Source organism: Ignavibacteriota bacterium, assembly GCA_016708125.1.
Lineage (GTDB): Bacteria > Bacteroidota > Ignavibacteria > Ignavibacteriales > Melioribacteraceae.
On the sequence record JADJGF010000001.1, the window covers coordinates 1206720 to 1223385 of the forward strand.

A 16666-nucleotide genomic window follows, 5' to 3' on the forward strand; every position below is an offset into this window, starting at 1 on the left:
GATCACAATTTCCCCAATTGATTTTTCCCTTATTTGCATTAAATATTTTTAGGGGGAATTAATGGATAGCATTAGAGAAAATCAAACAAGTGAAGTTTATACAGAAACAATTGGGACAAATAATTCAGTGCAAAATATAAAAACATATTTAATTAACCCACTTTCTATGGGATTAGCCGGATTTACCGCATTTTTCAGTTTAATAGTTTTTACAAATTTGTTCAGCTATTTATTTGGAATGAGCGATAGTTTTTCTTTGGAAGTTAACGATGTAATTTTATCATTAACCGGATTTGTATTTGCAGCCGGTGCAAAATTTTTAGAATTTTTCTCAAAAGAAGATAATTAAGCTTTTAGTTTTTCGGTTCTATCGGCTATTTTCATTTTTTCGATTAAATCAAAAAGTTCACCTTCCATAATGGATGATAAATCATAAAGTGTTAATCCAATTCTGTGATCAGTAACTCTATTTTGAGGATAATTATAAGTCCTAATTTTCTCGCTTCTATCACCTTTTTTTACAACTGATTTTCTTTGTGCAGAAATTTCATCAGTCTGCTCCTGAAGTTTCAAATCATATAATCTGGTTTTCAAAACTTTTAAGGCTTTTTGTCGATTTTTTAATTGAGACCTTTCATCTTGACATTGAACAACTATTCCGGTTGGTAAATGAGTCATTCTAATTGCAGTTTCAACTTTATTAACATTTTGTCCGCCAGCTCCGCCGGATCTGTAAACATCAATTTTAACATCGCCCATATCAATTTCAACTTCAACATCTTCGGCTTCGGGCATTACAACAACTGAGGCAGCAGAAGTATGAACTCTACCGCTTCCCTCTGTTTGCGGAACTCTTTGAACTCTATGAACTCCGCTTTCAAATTTTAAATCGCCATAAATTTCATTTCCCGCTAAACTAAAAACTACTTCTTTAATTCCGTTCATTGTCGATTCATTCAAATCGATAATTTCAATTTTCCAGCCTTTCAATTCGGAAAAACGTGAATACATTCTAAACAAATCATTTGCAAAAATTCCCGCTTCATCTCCGCCGGTTCCGGCTCTAATTTCAACAATTACGTTTTTCGTATCATTCGGATCTTTAGGAATTAACAAAAGCTTAATTTCTTCTTCCAAATCAATTTTTTTCGATTCAAGTTCTTCAAGTTCCATTTCTGCAAGTTCGGTAATTTCACTTTCATCCGAAGATTCAATAATTTCTTTATTTCCTTCAATATCTTTTAAAAGTTTGGAATATTTATTATATGCGTCAACAATTTCAGTCAATTCACTTCGTTTCTTGCTTAATTCAATAACTTTTGCTTGGTTTGATAAAACAACCGGATCCATAAGTTCGTTGTGAATTTCATCAAATTTTTCTTTAATTTGCTTTAATTTCTCTAAATAATCCATCTAAATGCCTTAAAATTGAGCGGTAAATATACCAAGAATAGTTTGAAAAACTAAGTTGAATATTAAGTCAGACTTCTAAGTTGTTGTAAAATTCTTAACTGAGTATCAAAATTTGGAATTTCCGAATCTGAATTATCGATATGTTTTTCGTTAAATTTTTCCAATAAATAATTAACTGAAGAAAACATATTTTCATTTCGAAAAGCAAAATCTTTTAAATAATGAATTAATTTCAGAGTTTTAAATCCATCCATCCAATTTTTAATATTTTGATTTAATTGCTTTTGTGTTTTAGAATTTTTTATAATATTTGTCCAATTTTCTTCAAAATTCTGCGAAATCAGAAAATTATATAATTCAACATTAATTGATTTTGCATCATTTAAAATTATTTTTGATTTTGAAATTACATTTGAGCTACTTAAAATTAACAGCCAATCTTTCAAAATTTCAAATGATTTAGGAGAATAAACCAAATACTCATTTTGTTGTTTACTTAAAAATCTTCTAATTCTCGGACCAGTTCCAAATGGAACGCGCCAAGAAATTCTTGAAGATGGATAAACTGTTGCATTGGCAACTTTTTTAATTTCGGTCAATTTTGCAACTTTTTGAAGAAAATAAAAATCTTCACCGGCTTTTTTCTTATTCATCCCGCCGACTTTTACATAAATTTCCGGATCAACTGCAAAAGTTGAACCGATAGTATGCAAAGTAAATGTAGAATTTGCATATTTTAATCCAAGGATATAATATCTTATAAATATTTCATAGTTAATAATTGCTAAATTTTGTTCAATATTTTCAGAAAGTTGATGTTGAAAATTTATAACCGCGGCATCTAAATTATTTTTATTAAATGATTTTTCAATTTCCTCAATATAATTTTCCGAAACTAAACAATCTGCATCTAACGAAATTAAAATTTTCTTAGTATTATTAGAATTATCAAAACATTTTAAAGCTAAATCCATTCCAATTTTTCTTGCAAATCCGGCACCGGCATCTTTTTCAGTTAATTCATTTCCGTTTGTAGAGCAGTCAATATATCCAAATTTTAATTTTTGATCAAAACCGTAAATTATTTTCTTTAGAAATTCAATTGAATTTTGATTATTAATTTTTATTTCATCAGAATCATCTTGCCTATTATTAATTACAAACAGAGCTAAGGTCTTGTTTATATTTTCTAAATTATTTGAGAGAAGTGAATTAACAAGTTTAATAATATTTTCAAATTCTGAAATTGCGGGAATTACAATAATATTCGAAAATCTTTCTTTTTCATTTTTCTGAATAATTTTCCAATTAGTTTGATTTTGCTTGGAGAGATATTTATCTACGTTTTTATTAATTGACATCGTAACTTATTTAATAAAGTTTGAAATTAAATTTTCAGCTTTTCCAATTTCATCATTTTTCAACCAATTAATTACAATTCCTTCTTTTTCCATTTTCCTAAACCAAGTCATTTGACGTTTTGAAAATTGAATAATGGCGCTAGCTAATTTTTGATACATATCGTTATAGTTTAATTCTCCGATTAAATATTGACTTACAAATTTATATTCCAATCCGAAAAATCTTAATTTTTCGTGTGAAATTCCTTTAATTAACAAATTTTCAACTTCTTCAATCATTCCGGTTTTTAATCTAATTTTTAATCTTTCTCTAATTCTTTGTTTATGAATTTCTCTATCTTCATAAATTCCTAAAATTAAAAACTCTAGATTTTCATCCGGAAGCTCTTTTTCTTCATTTTTTTCAGCGATTAAAATTGCAGAAATAATTCTTCCTTTTTCGGTTAAATCTGTTTTATTATGCAATTTGGGTTTTAAATCTTTCAATATTTCAATTAGTTTTTCTTCTGAAAAATTATTTAAGACCTTGTATCTTTCAGAATTAAAATCAACTTTGGGAAGCGAATATTTTTGAATTACCGAACTTAGGTAAAGTCCTGTTCCGCCGACTAAAAATGGTAATTTTTGATTTGTATAAATTTCTTGAAGTGATGAATAAAATAATTTTTGAAAAATGTATAAATTAAATTCACAATGAGGTTTTACAACATCAATTAGATGAGAGTTTATTGTAACATTTTGAAAAGTGTAGTCTTCTAAATCTTTGCCGGTTCCAATATCCATTCCAATATAAACTTGTCTGGAATCTGCGGATATTATTTCTCCGTTAAAATGATGAGCTAATTTTACGGCAAATTGAGTTTTACCAACAGCTGTTGGTCCAAGTATTACAATTACTTTTTTTGATTTCTTCACATAACAAAATTAGTGAATAGGCAGACTAATAATAACATTAGTTCCAACATTTTTTTCACTTTTTATTGTTATGCTTCCTTCGTGATCTTCAATTATTTTTTGACTAATTGATAATCCCAAACCGGAATTATTTAATTTATTTTTTGACCAAAGCGGTTCAAAAACATGTTTTAAATCTGCATTACTAATTCCAATTCCGCGATCTTCAAAATTAATTTCTATTCTATCACCTTTTCGCTCAGTTGTAACAAATACATTTCCGCCTTCGGGTAATGCTTCGCAAGAGTTTTTAATTATATTAAAATAACATTGATAAAATTCTTTTTTGTCAACAAAAACGTTAACATCTTCTCCCAAACTATACTCAACTTTACAATTTTTTGATCGTGCAAAATTATGAATTTCAATTGCAAATTCATGTAAAGTATCATTTAAGTTAATTGGCTGCCTTCTTAAAATTGTTGTTCCTTCAGTATAATCTGATGCAGCAACAACTTGACTTGAAACTTGGTTTAATTGTTCTAACATTAAATTTACAATTTGCTTTACATCCATTGGCAAATCTTTTTTCTGCAAATGTTCTGCATATCTTTTGCTAACGAGAATAGGTTTTTTCAAATCATATGAAATAAAATTACCCATTTTTCCCAAAGATTTGCTTCTTTCTGTTTTTACAAGCTGATCAACCAAAGCTGCGTTTTCAAGCGCAAACGCAACATTTAATGATATTGCATTAAGAAACATTTTTTCTTGATTTGAAAATTGACCTTTTATACTATTTAGTAATTGTAAAACTCCAACTATTTTTTCTTGCTTATCTTTTATTGGGAAAACTAACATATTTTTTGTGTTGTATCCGGTAATATCATCAAAACTTCGCTCAAATCTTTCATCAATTTTTGTATCATGAATATTTAAAACTTCTCCGGTTTTTGCACAATATCCGGCAAGACCTTCGCCAATTTTTAATCTAATTTCTTCAATTTCATCTGCAATTAAAACTTTTGACCAAATTTCTTGTTTTTCATCATCAACAAGATAAAGAGTTCCTCTATCTGCATTTGTTAAATTTACGGCAACGTCAACAATATTTTTCAAAACATCGTCTTGTTTTACATTAGCATTAACTAATTGTAATGCTTTCACAATCATTTCAAATTGTTCAGCAGTCATAAATTCTTTTTCGGTTTTTATGTCAATTGTTTCCATTGGCTTCTCTTTTCTTTTAGAATTCTGATTTAACTTAAAACTTTTATTATTATTATCGGAAGTTTCTTTGTGATTTACAACACCTACATCATTTTTTTCATCAAATTCCGAATAATTATCCATTATTACTTTTTCTTGCTGATTTATTGAATTTATAATTTCATCTATGTTATTTTGGTTTACAAAATCCTCTAAAAATTCAGAATCTACTTCTTCATCATCATCTAAATCACTATTTAAAAATTGGGTAAATTGCGGAGTGAAATCCGTTTCAAACTCATTTTCCTCAATATTTGCGGCAATTTTTTCATCTTGTTTAATTAAATATTGAATTTCATCTTTTGTTAATTCAATTAAATAAGAATCCGTGAGCGAAACAGTTGTTGAACATCTATTAAGATTTTTCAATAATTCTTTTGCGCCAAAAAATTCATTATCCGCATAAATAACAGATTTTGATTTTGAATTATTTTTCTTTTTAAGAAGATTAATTTCACCGTTTACTACTAAAAAAATAGAATTTGCAGAATCACCTTCACGGTATAAAATTTCTCCTCCATTAATTGAATGAAGTTTTCCGTTAATTTTTTCTAAGTTCAATCTGGAAATATCTGCATTTTTGAGTAAATTATTGTTGCGTAAAGCTGATATTGATTCTTGGTCCATTTTAAACCCAATTTTATCTATTGATATGACTGAAATTAATGAATATAATTGTGCTGTCAAGCACTTTTTGGCAAATGATGTATCAATTTACAACTTGATGAAAAAGTATAAGCCGATTTATCTTAAAAAGAGGCGGAATTATTTCATTCAACTTTGCAATTCTATTGTTGGTCAACAGCTTTCCGTAAAATCTGCAAGTGCAATTAGAGGAAGATTTTTAAAATATTTCAATAATTTTCCAACTCCGGAATTAGTGAATGAAACGGATTTTCAAGTTTTGAGATCACTTGGTTTATCAAATGCAAAAGCGAAATATGTAAAGGATTTGGCAAATCAAATAATTGAAAAGAAAGTCAATCTTTCAAAAATCGGCTCAAAAACAAATGATGAAATTATTAGTGAATTAACAAAAGTAAAAGGAATTGGAACTTGGACAGTTCACATGTTTTTAATGTTTGTTTTGGGAAGAAAAGATATTTTACCAACAGGTGATCTTGGCATAAAAAAAGCAATTATGTTAAATTACAATCTTAAAAATTTACCTATTGGTGAAGAAATTACTAAACTTGCGAAAAAGAAAAATTGGAATCCTTATAATACTTATGCGTGCATGTATTTGTGGAAATCAATAGATGGGGAATGAATCTTTTTTATGATCGATACATCAAATAACGTTACAGAAGAGCAATTAATTGAAAGTGCAATAAAAGGTGATAGAAATGCTCTTGCTCTATTAGTAAAAAATAATGAGCAGACCGTTTACAATTTTGCATTTAAAATTTGCAGAAACAAAGAACGTGCAGAACACACAATGCAGGAAACGTTCTTAAGCATGATTAAATCTTTAAACCAATTTTCCGGAAATTCTAAATTATCAACTTGGTTATATACAATTGTAAGCAATCATTGTTTGATGCTTGCGAGATCACAAAAAAAATATGATTATGTTAATTTAGAAAATGAAGACGGATTAATTGAAGATAAAAATATTGCCGATTGGAAATTTTCTCCGGAAAAATTAACAGAAAATTCTGAGTTAAAAAAATTGCTTGATGATGCTGTTGAAAAACTTCCTCCGGAATATAGAGTTGTATTTATGTTAAGAGATGTTGAGGGTTTATCTACAAGCGAAACAAGTGAAATTGTAAATTTATCGGTTCCGGCAATTAAATCTCGTTTGCATAGAGCGAGAGCTTTTTTAAGAAATGAACTAAACAAAACTTTACATATATGAAAAATCAAAATGTTTCTTGCAAAGAAGTTATGAGTCACATTTGTGATAGTTTAGGCGAAGATTTAAATTCACCTAAATGTGTAAATATTAAAGATCATTTAGAAAATTGTCCGAGTTGTCAAAAATATTTTGATTCGGTTGAATCAACAATCAGCTTTTACAAAAAATATAATGTTGAACTTGATAATGAAGGACACAATAGATTATTATCAGTTTTAGGATTAAAGGAAAAAAATGGATAACACACATTTCTATGAAACAATTGTAACTTGGACTGAAGGTAGAAAAGGAATTTTAAGTGAACCAACTTTGCATGATATTGAAGTTGCAACTCCGCCGCAATTTACAAAAGGAGTTCCGAATATTTGGTCGCCCGAACATTTATTTGTTGCATCAGTAAATATTTGTTTAATGACAACTTTTTTGGCAATTGCAGAAAATTCAAAATTAGAATTTGCAAGTTTTACAAGTAAAGCAAAAGGAAAATTAGAAAAAGTTGAAAACGGATTTATGATTACCGGAATTGAATTATTTCCGGAAATAAATGTTATTGCAGAAAAAGATTTAGAAAGAGCAGAAAGAATTGTTCAAAAAGCTGAACAGCATTGCTTAATATCAAATTCTATAAAATCCGAAATTAAACTTTTCCCAAAAATAAATTTAAATATTTAAAATGTAGCCTCAAGCTTCAGCTTGAGGAAAAAAAGTAGTTTTCTAAAAAATTGAGTTTAAAAATAAAGATGCATCTTTTAAAAAGATGGCATCTTTTTTATTTATGTAAAAAATCGTTAAAATTTAATATTTATATCCTTTCGCTTCATCTTCGTAAGTTTCAACTCCCAAACCATTTGCAATTCTTGAAACAAAATTAAAGTAACTCACAATCAAATTTATATTCAAAATATCTTCATCACTTAAATCGTGAATCCTTAAATTCTGAACATCATATTCATTTACTAAACCCGGAGTAACTGTTAATTTTTCTGCATAATTTAAAATTGCGTGAATGCGAATTGGAAATTCAATTGATTTATAATCACTAATTAGCATATTAATTTTGGCTTCATCATCCCAAAAACTTTTTAATGCTTCCGCATGATGATGAATACAATAACTACAATTATTCAAAGATGAAACCACAACGGCAATTAATTCTTTTTCTTCGCGGGAAATTTTTGATTCATTATACATAATCGATAAATACAAATCAAGATGATGCTTCATCGTATTTGCATCCAAACTATGAATTTTCATAATGTTAGAAACCTTTCCGCGCGCATTTAATAATTCATCGTAAACTTCCATTAATTTTCCGTCCGCATCTTTTTCGTTTATTTGTTTTATCCAAGACATTTTATATTTCCTCAAAATTCTAAAATTGATTAAATGCTTATTTTTATTAGCCGTGAATACAAATTAAGTTTTACTAAAATTTTATTCAACAAGTTTATTTTATAAATTTTAAACAACAATAAAAAATAGTAAAATGAAAAACACCTTTTATTCAAATTTTGATTTTGAAAGAATTAAAAAAAGTGATCGCCAAGATTATCGCTCGCCGTTTCAAATTGATAGAGACAGAATTATTCATTCGTCGGAATTCAGACGTTTGCAAGGAAAAACCCAAGTTTTTCTTCCCGGCGAATATGATTATTACCGAACTCGTTTAACTCACTCAATTGAAGTTGCACAAATCGGAAGATCAATTTGTAATTTTTTAACTCATTCGCATAAAAATATTTTTTCTGAAAATTTTTATATTGATTCTGATTTGGTTGAATCCGCTTGCTTAACTCACGATTTAGGTCATCCTCCTTTTGGTCATGCGGGAGAAAGAACTTTACATAAATTGATGAAAGATTACGGCGGATTTGAAGGCAATGCTCAAACTTTAAGATTAATTACAGAAATTTTCTACAAGAATGAAAATGATAGAAGGGGAATGAATCCCACGCGAGCTTTTATTGACAGCATTTTAAAATATAAAAGTTTGTACGGAGATTTAGAAAATCCGGAAAATCATTTTATTTATGATTATCAAAAAGAGTTTTTGGATTTTACGTTTGATATTTCTTCCCAAAATCATACTCTTAATTTTAATCCCGGCGATGAAATTAATTCTTTCCAAAGTATTGAATGTCAAATTATGGATTGGGCTGATGACACAGCTTACGCAATTAACGATTTGGTAGATAGCATTTCCGGCGGATTTATTAATATTTATAAACTTCATCATTGGAAAGAAAACAATTTAAATTCTTTATCAGAATTGCAAAAAAAATTTATTGATGAAATAATAGAGTGGATTAAAAACGATAAATACAAACAAAAATTTGGTTCTCAAATCGGCGATTTTATTAACGCAAGCAAATTGGAAAAATCAGATTCGGATTTTTCTAAATTAACTAATCGTTATAAATTTAATTTAATCATAGAAAATGAATTTCAAGAAAAAGTAAATCTATATAAAAGAATTGCGGTTGAATTAGTTTTTAAATCTGCACAAATTCACCAAATGGAATTTAAAGGTGATAAAATGTTAACAAACATTTTTAAAGCGCTGGAAGAAAATTATATAACTTCAATTCAGTCAATGCGACTTTTACCGGAATTTACAGATAATATAATTAGAATTGAAAAAGATCCAAATGTTAGAGCCAGATTAGTTTGCGATTATATGTCGGGAATGACCGATTCTTTTGCGATTAGAAATTTTAAACGTCTTTTCGATTCTGATTACAGCTCAATAAATGATATTGTATGATTTTTATTGACAAAACATAAAATATCCATTTTAATAGACGATAATACTTAAAAAAAGTGATGAAATGATCGGAAGAATTTTTTCAATATTATTTTATACAATTTTTATAATTGCAATTGTTGTTGTTGCCGCAAGATATACTTTTTCCGTATCATATCTTCCGTTAAAGATTCATTCCAAATATTACAAAACTTCAAATCTTGCCGTTGAAGGTTATGATATGGTTTTTTATTTCAAAGAAAAAGATGCCTACAAGGGAAATGATATGTTCTATATAAATTGGGATGATTTCAACTGGCTATTTAAATCTTCAACAAACTCAAATCTTTTTAAAGCAAGACCGGAAAGATATGCTCCACAATTCGGCGGATATTGCAGTTACTTGGTTACTAAAAATATTGCTTATCCTTGCGATCCGAAAATTTTCCATGTATATAAAGGAAAATTATATTTGTTTTCTAGCGAATCAAAAAAAGAAGCATTTATTTCTGATATTGATAATCAAATTGATAAAGCTTCTTTAAATTGGAATAAATAATTTATCTTTCTGCCAAAATTAATTTTACTTCTTCAAGATTTCCATTTCTATCAATTGTTAAAGTTACTTCATCACCGGGTTGATGTTCTTTTAATAAATCAGAATATTCTTTTAAATTCTTGCAATCTTTCCCATTTACTTTTTTAATAATATCACCAACAAATAATCCTGCTTTAGCTCCGGGAGAATTTTCAGAAATTGCCGCAACTTTTACACCTTCTCCGGTATAAGCAAAATCCGGCATTGTTCCCGTTGAAACTTTTCTTCCTTCTTTTATTTTTTCATTTTCGTTTTTTGTTTCACCCGACACGTCGGGCAAGCTTTTCACATTTGACTTTTCACCAATAAAATTCATAGCATCTTCTCTATCTGCCAAATAAACCAAAGTTTCTCTTGCAACGGTAATTACTTTTACCAAACCATCAGCATCAATTTTTTCAATTTTATCACTTGGTTTATGATAATCTTCATTTGGTCCGCTGAAAAATTGAACTGCGGGAATTCCATTTTCTATAAACGCAACTTGATCGCTCGCATCCAATTCTTGCGTAATCAATTCGGAACCAATACCGGTTGTGTATTCAGTTCCCATAAAAATAAATTTCCATTCGCGAGCAGTATTTCCATTCAGAATCATAATTTTCTTACTGTGCAATCTTCCAACTGTATCAAAATTTAAATTTGCAAAAATTTTATCGGAAGGAAATTTCTTATAATTTTCTACTAAATATTTTGATCCGACTAATCCGGCTTCTTCTCCGCTAAATGCAATAAAAATAATTGTTCGCGCCGGTTTTAAAGATTTGCCCAAAACTTCTGCCAATTCTAACAAAACAGAAACTCCACTTGCGTTATCATCAGCTCCATTATGAATTTGTCCTTCGTTGCCTTTTCTAACATCGGGCCAACCTAAACCTAAATGATCATAGTGCGCAGAAATAACAACTGCTTCTTTTAAATTTTGATTTGTTCCGGGAATAATTCCTATTACATTTTTAATTTGCAAATTTCCTTTTCCATGAAATGCTTTTTCAAATGTTTGAAAATAACTTCCATCATCGCTTCCGGGCAAGAGTCCGAATTCTTTAAATTTCTCTGAAATATAATTTGCTGCATTTTCTAATTCTGTGCTTCCTAATTCTCTTCCTTTCATTTCATCGGAAGCGAGAAACGAAATATGTTCCATCATTCTTTTTGATGAAAAAACGGGAGCTAATTCCGCTAAAGCTTTTCTTGGTTTCGTTTTAAATTCCGGACTTTTTACTTTTTGATTCAAAACTTTTAATAAAGGCGAATTAATAACCGGCCATTGACCTTTATCAATATTGGTCGGTTCGTTTCCTTCAAAAGTTAAACAACTATATTTTCCGTAATGTGGAAGTTTTCTTACCAGACCGGAATCTGCTTTTTCATTTCCGATTGATAAATAAACAATTGCATTATTAATATTTTCTGGATTTTTTATTGATGCAATAAAACTATTATTATTTTTCGAATGTGATTTAGACTCGAATTTTATTGAGTCCTTTGCAATTGCTGAATTAAATTGCATTAATGAATTATTAACAATTGACTGAAATTTATTTTCTCCCAAAATCCAAACAGCTTTATCTGAAGGAATTTTTTCAATTTCGTTTTCATTAATTACTTCAAACTTTTCTTCATTTCCCTTTATCCACTGAATTACAAAATTTTGATAAGTCTTAAGATTTTTATCATTTTCATTTGGTAAAATCATTAATGTTTTCTCAGCACCAAAAGCTGTGGATAATGCCGCTGGAATTTCATTCGGGTCCAAAATTCGAAAAACATCAAATTGAGGATCGACCAATATTTTCAATGGTTCGGACGTAAGTGTTAAAGATATTTTTCCTTCTTTGTCATTCAATTCGCAATTTTCAATTTCTATTCCATTTTGTGTAATTATAGCAACCGGAATATTAATTTTAAAATATTCACCATCTTGAATTTGCTTTAAATTGAAATTCAAATTAAACACATTTCCAAATTGTTCAACTTTTACATTTTCTAAATTTAATTTTGGAGCTCCGGTTTTTTCAATCCATTGCGTAAAAAACCATTTTAAATCTTTTCCGGTTGTTTCCTCAAATGCCAATCTAATATCATCGAAAGAAGCTTTTTTAAATTTGTTATTTCTGTTAAAAACTTGGAATGACTTTGTAAAATTTTCATCACCAACTAAATTTCTTAACATGTGAAAAACCATTAGTGACTTTCCATAACCAATTGCTTCGCTTGCGGCATCGTGTCGGGAGAAAAATTTATTAAGCGGAAAATCATTGTTTGATTTTACATAATCAGAATATTTTTGCAAAGTTGATCTTCTATATTCTTCGGCTTGTCCGCGCTGTTCTTTAATCAAATGATCTGCCATGTAAGCAGTCAAACCTTCGCACCAATTTCCTTTTTCAAAATCGACATAAACACTATTTCCCCAATAATTATGCAAAAGTTCGTGCGGATATGATGAATGCAAAATGAACGGAAAGCGAATTATTTTTTCTCCAAGTAAAGTAAATGAAGGCATTCCATATCCGGTTTCCCAAAAGTTTTCTACGAGTGCAAATTTTGTGTATGGAAATGGTCCAATTAATTGTCGATACATTTCCAAATACTGAGCTGTTGTTTCCAAATATTTATTTGCAATGCTTTCATCGGGAGTTCGCATAAATGCAAATGCATCAACGGATCCGGTTGAATATTTATATTCATTAAATTTTGCGGCAACTAAAAATATTTCTTCTTGCGGAGTTGGCGAATCCCAAATATCTATATGAAAATTATTTTCAACTTTATCTTCAATTCGTTTACCTTGACTTACGGTTTTCCATTCTTTTGGTAATTCGGTGGTTAATTCAAAATTTACAAATTCATTTTTTATTGTTGGAATCCAATAAGTTGAACCAGCTAAATAAATTCCTAAATCGCTAATAATTCCGGGCGATTCACTAAATCCGCGTTGGTAATTTTCTTCACTTTGTTTAATTGGTGATTCTATTTTGCCGGAGTATTCAACGGTGAAAATCAAATCCGTATTTTTTTCAAAATCAGAAATTATATATTTGTTAACTTTTAATGTTGATTCGAATTCTGCGTCATCTCTATCCATTCCGATATCTTGTAAAGATGCTGATTTTTCTATCAATGAAATTTTTGCATTATTTGATATTAATTTCAAATCCAAATTTTCGTTCAGACTAAATTCAATATCATTCTGCAATAGAGTTTTGTTAATTGTTATTTCGTCTAAAACTTTTATTTGAGATGATGTTGGAATTATTTTCACATTTAATTTATGATGAACTTTTGCCTCTTGTGAAAAGAGAGAAAAGGATAGAAATAACAAAACAATAAAGATTTTTTTAATATTCATTTTTTCTCCAAAAGTATAAAATAAAGATAGCACTCGGATTTAACGGATAAAACAGATTCAAACAGATTTAAAAGATTTATATTTATTTTCAAATATCATTCTTTTGAAAAACGGTTCTTTGCCAAAATTTAATACAAATCCTATTTCGATCGAAGTTGCTTTCAAATAATTTATTAGTTGAGCTTCATGTTCTTTTATAATATTTTCTGCCGATTTTAATTCAAGAATTATTTTATCTTCAACAATTATATCCGCAAAATAATCACCTACATTTTGATTTTTATAATAAACATCAATTTTCTTTTGCGATTCACAATTTAATCCCAAGAGTTTTAATTCAATTAACATAGCTCTTTCATAAACTTTTTCTAAAAATCCAAAACCAAGATTATTATAAACATTATAAAATGCTTTAATTATTAAATCCGTAGTTTCTTTGTGAAGTAGATTCATTTTATCCGTTTTAAATCGGTTTAATCTGTTAAATCCGAGTGCTATTTATTTCACTATTATTTTTATTGGATTTTCAACTTTCAAATATTTTTTCACAACTTCATTTATATTTTCGACTTTCACATTTTTCAGAGATTCAATTGATTTTGAATCATAAAAAATATCATTGTGAAAATATTTTGAATGCGCCAAATAATAAGCCTGGTTTATACTTGATAACCTTCTAAACATTACTTTACCCAAGTACATATTTACCGATTTATCAATTTCGTCTTGAGTAATTTTTCCTAAATATTTTTCCGTAAAGAAATTTGATAATTGAGGAATAAGCTTTTCTACATTTTCGGGTCGTGTTCCTAAATTAATATTAAACATTGCTTTATCATTTTTAATTTCTACTCCGGCATTCATTCGGTAAGCCATTCCTTGTTTTTCGCGAACATCAAAAATTATTTTATCAGAAATTAACATTGATAAAACTTCCAAAGCGGGTTTATCATTTGGCTCAACATTTTTTTGAAATCCATAATAAATAAATGATTGTTCACCGCCAATATTTTCATCAACATTTATTGCTTCGGAAATTTTCTTAAATTCTTTTTCAAATGCTGAATTATTTATTGCACCATCCAATTTCGGTTTAGAAAATTCAGAAAAATATTTACTAATATTTTCCGGCAATTCTTTTGATACAACCGAAACAATAATGTTATTCGGATTAAAATAGTATTTCGTAAATTCCAACAAATTTTCATAAGTCAGTTCAGTTTTGCTTGGATTATATTTTTCTTCCGTGTACAAAATTTCATCAACTTTTTTCTCAAACATTTTTTGTGTTGGATTTCCGTGTCCCATCATTGCCGGCATTTTTGATTTTCCCGTAACTTTCGCAAATTCATCTTGAGTTGGAATGAAATTCAACATTTGATCATTCAAAAATTTTATTGCTTCTTCAATATTATCAGCCAAACCTTCAACTCTTATATATCCAAATTCCGGACTTAAATAAATATTGTCCATTGGAATAAACGGATTATCATTCACCGTAAATTCAAATCCAAATTTTAAACTTTGATTTAGAACTTCAGAATTTTTCATTCGCTGGCCAAAAATATCATGCAAAATCTTTGCAGCATCTTTTCCATATTTTTCTTCGTAAGCAGCTTTATTTTTTAACAAATAGTGAATTGCTAACAATCCGCTTCCGGGATTTTGTTTTGCAATAATTTCAGCACCGTTAGAATTTTCAAATAATATTGGAATCTGCAAATTATTTTGAACTTCTGAAATTGATTCAGAATTTGGATGTTGAATAATTACAATTGGATATTCATCAATTTTAAATTCATTAATTTCTTCCGCAGCTAAATTTATTCCTTCTCCCGAGTATGAATTTAGAATTGATTCAATTCCATATTGCGAAAGATGATCTGCATTATAAATTCCAAACATGTGCGGCTTTTCAATATTTTGTTGAAATGCAGTTTTGGCTTTTGTTTTTTCAGATTCAATAATTTCATCTGTTAGATTAAATTTAGTGGAATTTAAAAATGAAATTAAGGTGTCATTAATTGCATTAATATTTTTTTCCGAATTTAGAATTACGGTTGCTTGAAGATGATTTTTAATTTTGAACTCGCGAGTTTTAAATTCCAATCCTTCAATATCTCCTTTAAATAAATTATTTAAATTAGATTTTAAATTCTCGGTCTCGTTTTCCAGTAACAAATTTAACTCTTCAAAGAATTCTAAATTTTCCGGATTGGGTAAATTGAAAAACAATTGAAGCTGGGTTTTTTCACCTTTGTAAAATCTGTGAAATATTTTTTCATCATTTATAATAATTGGAATAATTTCATAACCGGAATTTAGTTCGGAATTTTTTACAGTATTAATTGTTCCCGGTTTTTGCTTTCCATAAATTTCATTTAAATTTTTCAGCATCTCATCCGAGTTAAAATTTCCCACAACGCTAATTATCATATTATTCGGCACATAATAATTCTTGTAAAAATTATAAACATCGTTTCTGTTCATGTTTTTTATAGTTTCGTAAGTCCCTAAAGTCGGCAAAGAAAGTGAATGACCTTTGTAAATAATTGATAAAATATTTCGCTCAATTTGCTCGCTTGAATTTCCAAGACTTTTTGCAATTTCTTCAAGAACAATTCCTTTTTCTTTTTCAAATTTATCTTCGGGAATTGTCGAATCGAACAACATTCCGGCTTGCAGTTTCATTCCTTCAATAATATTTTCGGTTGGTGTAACCATCATAAAATTTGTGTAATATTCTGAAGTATTTGCGTTATTGTATCCGCCTATTTTATCGGTTGCATCATATAATTCTTTTTGCGTTAAAGTTGTTGTTCCGTTAAATAATAAATGTTCAAGCATGTGACTCATTCCGCTTGTTGCAAAATTCTCATACGCCGAGCCGACTTTTACCAATGTATTTATTCCGGTCATTGGCAAAGATGGTTTTTCAATAAGCAAAACTTGAATGCCGTTATCAAGCTGATAAATTGAAACTCCGTTGGGAATTGGTGATATTTTTTCCTTTGCAAGAAAAATTGAATTGAATGAAATCAACAAAAAAATTGATAAAAAATTTAATCTATGTAAAAGAAATTTTCTCAACATTTGTTCCTCAAATGATAATTATTATATTTTAAAACTTAACAAAAGATAAAGTGTAATTCTATTCAAGAATATTTCATAA

15 protein-coding genes are annotated in these 16666 nt (G+C 28.6%); 7 read left to right on the top strand and 8 right to left on the bottom strand.

Annotation, left to right across the window (positions count from 1 at the left end; all coding sequences use genetic code 11):
• Positions 1-61 precede the first annotated feature (61 nt).
• Positions 62-349, top strand: coding sequence for a hypothetical protein (locus tag IPH62_05500; GenBank protein ID MBK7104720.1), 288 nt, complete (start codon positions 62-64; stop codon positions 347-349).
• On the opposite strand, the gene prfA is transcribed toward IPH62_05500, so the two are convergent.
• The 4 genes from prfA to IPH62_05520 form a co-directional block, all read right to left on the bottom strand.
• A complete protein-coding gene (gene prfA, locus IPH62_05505; GenBank protein ID MBK7104721.1) occupies positions 346-1413 on the bottom strand; it encodes a peptide chain release factor 1 in 1068 nt (355 codons plus the stop codon). The two genes, IPH62_05500 and prfA, sit on opposite strands and share 4 nt — an antisense overlap.
• Positions 1414-1475: 62 nt before the next feature.
• Positions 1476-2774 carry a hypothetical protein gene (locus tag IPH62_05510; protein ID MBK7104722.1) on the bottom strand — a complete coding sequence of 433 codons (1299 nt, stop codon included), beginning with the start codon at positions 2772-2774 and terminating at the stop codon, positions 1476-1478.
• A gap of 6 nt (positions 2775-2780) precedes the next feature.
• Positions 2781-3689, bottom strand: a complete 909-nt coding sequence (gene miaA, locus IPH62_05515; GenBank protein MBK7104723.1) for a tRNA (adenosine(37)-N6)-dimethylallyltransferase MiaA — start codon at positions 3687-3689, stop codon at positions 2781-2783.
• A gap of 9 nt (positions 3690-3698) precedes the next feature.
• Complete coding sequence (locus tag IPH62_05520; protein MBK7104724.1) at positions 3699-5564, bottom strand: GAF domain-containing protein; 1866 nt, start codon at positions 5562-5564, stop codon at positions 3699-3701.
• Between IPH62_05520 and IPH62_05525 the strand changes: the two genes are divergently transcribed.
• From IPH62_05525 to IPH62_05540, 4 genes are read left to right on the top strand one after another with little or no spacing between them, the layout of a single operon-like run.
• The gene (locus IPH62_05525; GenBank protein MBK7104725.1) at positions 5518-6207 is read left to right on the top strand and encodes a DNA-3-methyladenine glycosylase 2 family protein; all 690 of its coding nucleotides are present in this window, start codon (positions 5518-5520) and stop codon (positions 6205-6207) included. The genes IPH62_05520 and IPH62_05525 overlap by 47 nt on opposite strands.
• 9 nt (positions 6208-6216) lie before the next feature.
• Positions 6217-6798: a sigma-70 family RNA polymerase sigma factor gene (locus tag IPH62_05530; GenBank protein MBK7104726.1), complete on the top strand. Its 582-nt coding sequence runs from the start codon at positions 6217-6219 to the stop codon at positions 6796-6798.
• The gene (locus IPH62_05535) at positions 6795-7040 is read left to right on the top strand and encodes a hypothetical protein (GenBank protein ID MBK7104727.1); all 246 of its coding nucleotides are present in this window, start codon (positions 6795-6797) and stop codon (positions 7038-7040) included. The genes IPH62_05530 and IPH62_05535 overlap by 4 nt, the downstream gene beginning before the upstream one ends.
• Positions 7033-7470 carry an OsmC family protein gene (locus IPH62_05540; protein ID MBK7104728.1) on the top strand — a complete coding sequence of 146 codons (438 nt, stop codon included), beginning with the start codon at positions 7033-7035 and terminating at the stop codon, positions 7468-7470. Before IPH62_05535 ends, IPH62_05540 begins: the two co-directional genes overlap by 8 nt.
• Before the next feature lie 123 nt (positions 7471-7593).
• Here IPH62_05540 and IPH62_05545 read toward each other — a convergent pair whose 3' ends face one another.
• Positions 7594-8151 carry a peroxidase-related enzyme gene (locus tag IPH62_05545; protein MBK7104729.1) on the bottom strand — a complete coding sequence of 186 codons (558 nt, stop codon included), beginning with the start codon at positions 8149-8151 and terminating at the stop codon, positions 7594-7596.
• A 133-nt stretch (positions 8152-8284) separates the two neighbouring features.
• Between IPH62_05545 and dgt the strand changes: the two genes are divergently transcribed.
• Complete coding sequence (dgt, locus tag IPH62_05550) at positions 8285-9562, top strand: dNTP triphosphohydrolase (GenBank protein MBK7104730.1); 1278 nt, start codon at positions 8285-8287, stop codon at positions 9560-9562.
• A 64-nt stretch (positions 9563-9626) separates the two neighbouring features.
• On the top strand, positions 9627-10100 hold the full coding sequence (locus tag IPH62_05555) for a YHS domain protein (protein MBK7104731.1): 474 nt from the start codon (positions 9627-9629) through the stop codon (positions 10098-10100).
• 1 nt (position 10101) lies between these two features.
• Here IPH62_05555 and IPH62_05560 read toward each other — a convergent pair whose 3' ends face one another.
• Genes IPH62_05560 through IPH62_05570 form a run of 3 tightly spaced genes read right to left on the bottom strand, consistent with a single transcriptional unit; the run spans position 10102 to position 16587 of the window.
• On the bottom strand, positions 10102-13494 hold the full coding sequence (locus tag IPH62_05560) for a M20/M25/M40 family metallo-hydrolase (GenBank protein ID MBK7104732.1): 3393 nt from the start codon (positions 13492-13494) through the stop codon (positions 10102-10104).
• A gap of 57 nt (positions 13495-13551) precedes the next feature.
• Entirely contained in the window at positions 13552-13947 is a 396-nt protein-coding gene (locus IPH62_05565; protein MBK7104733.1) for a GxxExxY protein, read from the bottom strand.
• Positions 13948-13992: 45 nt separating this feature from the next.
• Positions 13993-16587, bottom strand: a complete 2595-nt coding sequence (locus IPH62_05570; GenBank protein ID MBK7104734.1) for an insulinase family protein — start codon at positions 16585-16587, stop codon at positions 13993-13995.
• Between the last annotated feature and the right edge of the window lie 79 nt (positions 16588-16666).

Bases quoted from the DNA above. Each gene is read 5' to 3' on its own strand.
- IPH62_05500 (MBK7104720.1), top strand. From the start codon at position 62: ATGGATAGCATTAGAGAAAATCAAACAAGTGAAGTTTATACAGAAACA.
- prfA (MBK7104721.1), bottom strand. From the start codon at position 1,413: ATGGATTATTTAGAGAAATTAAAGCAAATTAAAGAAAAATTTGATGAA.
- IPH62_05510 (MBK7104722.1), bottom strand. From the start codon at position 2,774: ATGTCAATTAATAAAAACGTAGATAAATATCTCTCCAAGCAAAATCAA.
- IPH62_05520 (MBK7104724.1), bottom strand. From the start codon at position 5,564: ATGGACCAAGAATCAATATCAGCTTTACGCAACAATAATTTACTCAAA.
- IPH62_05530 (MBK7104726.1), top strand. From the start codon at position 6,217: ATGATCGATACATCAAATAACGTTACAGAAGAGCAATTAATTGAAAGT.
- IPH62_05535 (MBK7104727.1), top strand. From the start codon at position 6,795: ATGAAAAATCAAAATGTTTCTTGCAAAGAAGTTATGAGTCACATTTGT.
- IPH62_05540 (MBK7104728.1), top strand. From the start codon at position 7,033: ATGGATAACACACATTTCTATGAAACAATTGTAACTTGGACTGAAGGT.
- IPH62_05545 (MBK7104729.1), bottom strand. From the start codon at position 8,151: ATGTCTTGGATAAAACAAATAAACGAAAAAGATGCGGACGGAAAATTA.
- dgt (MBK7104730.1), top strand. From the start codon at position 8,285: ATGAAAAACACCTTTTATTCAAATTTTGATTTTGAAAGAATTAAAAAA.
- IPH62_05555 (MBK7104731.1), top strand. From the start codon at position 9,627: ATGATCGGAAGAATTTTTTCAATATTATTTTATACAATTTTTATAATT.
- IPH62_05560 (MBK7104732.1), bottom strand. From the start codon at position 13,494: ATGAATATTAAAAAAATCTTTATTGTTTTGTTATTTCTATCCTTTTCT.
- IPH62_05565 (MBK7104733.1), bottom strand. From the start codon at position 13,947: ATGAATCTACTTCACAAAGAAACTACGGATTTAATAATTAAAGCATTT.
- IPH62_05570 (MBK7104734.1), bottom strand. From the start codon at position 16,587: ATGTTGAGAAAATTTCTTTTACATAGATTAAATTTTTTATCAATTTTT.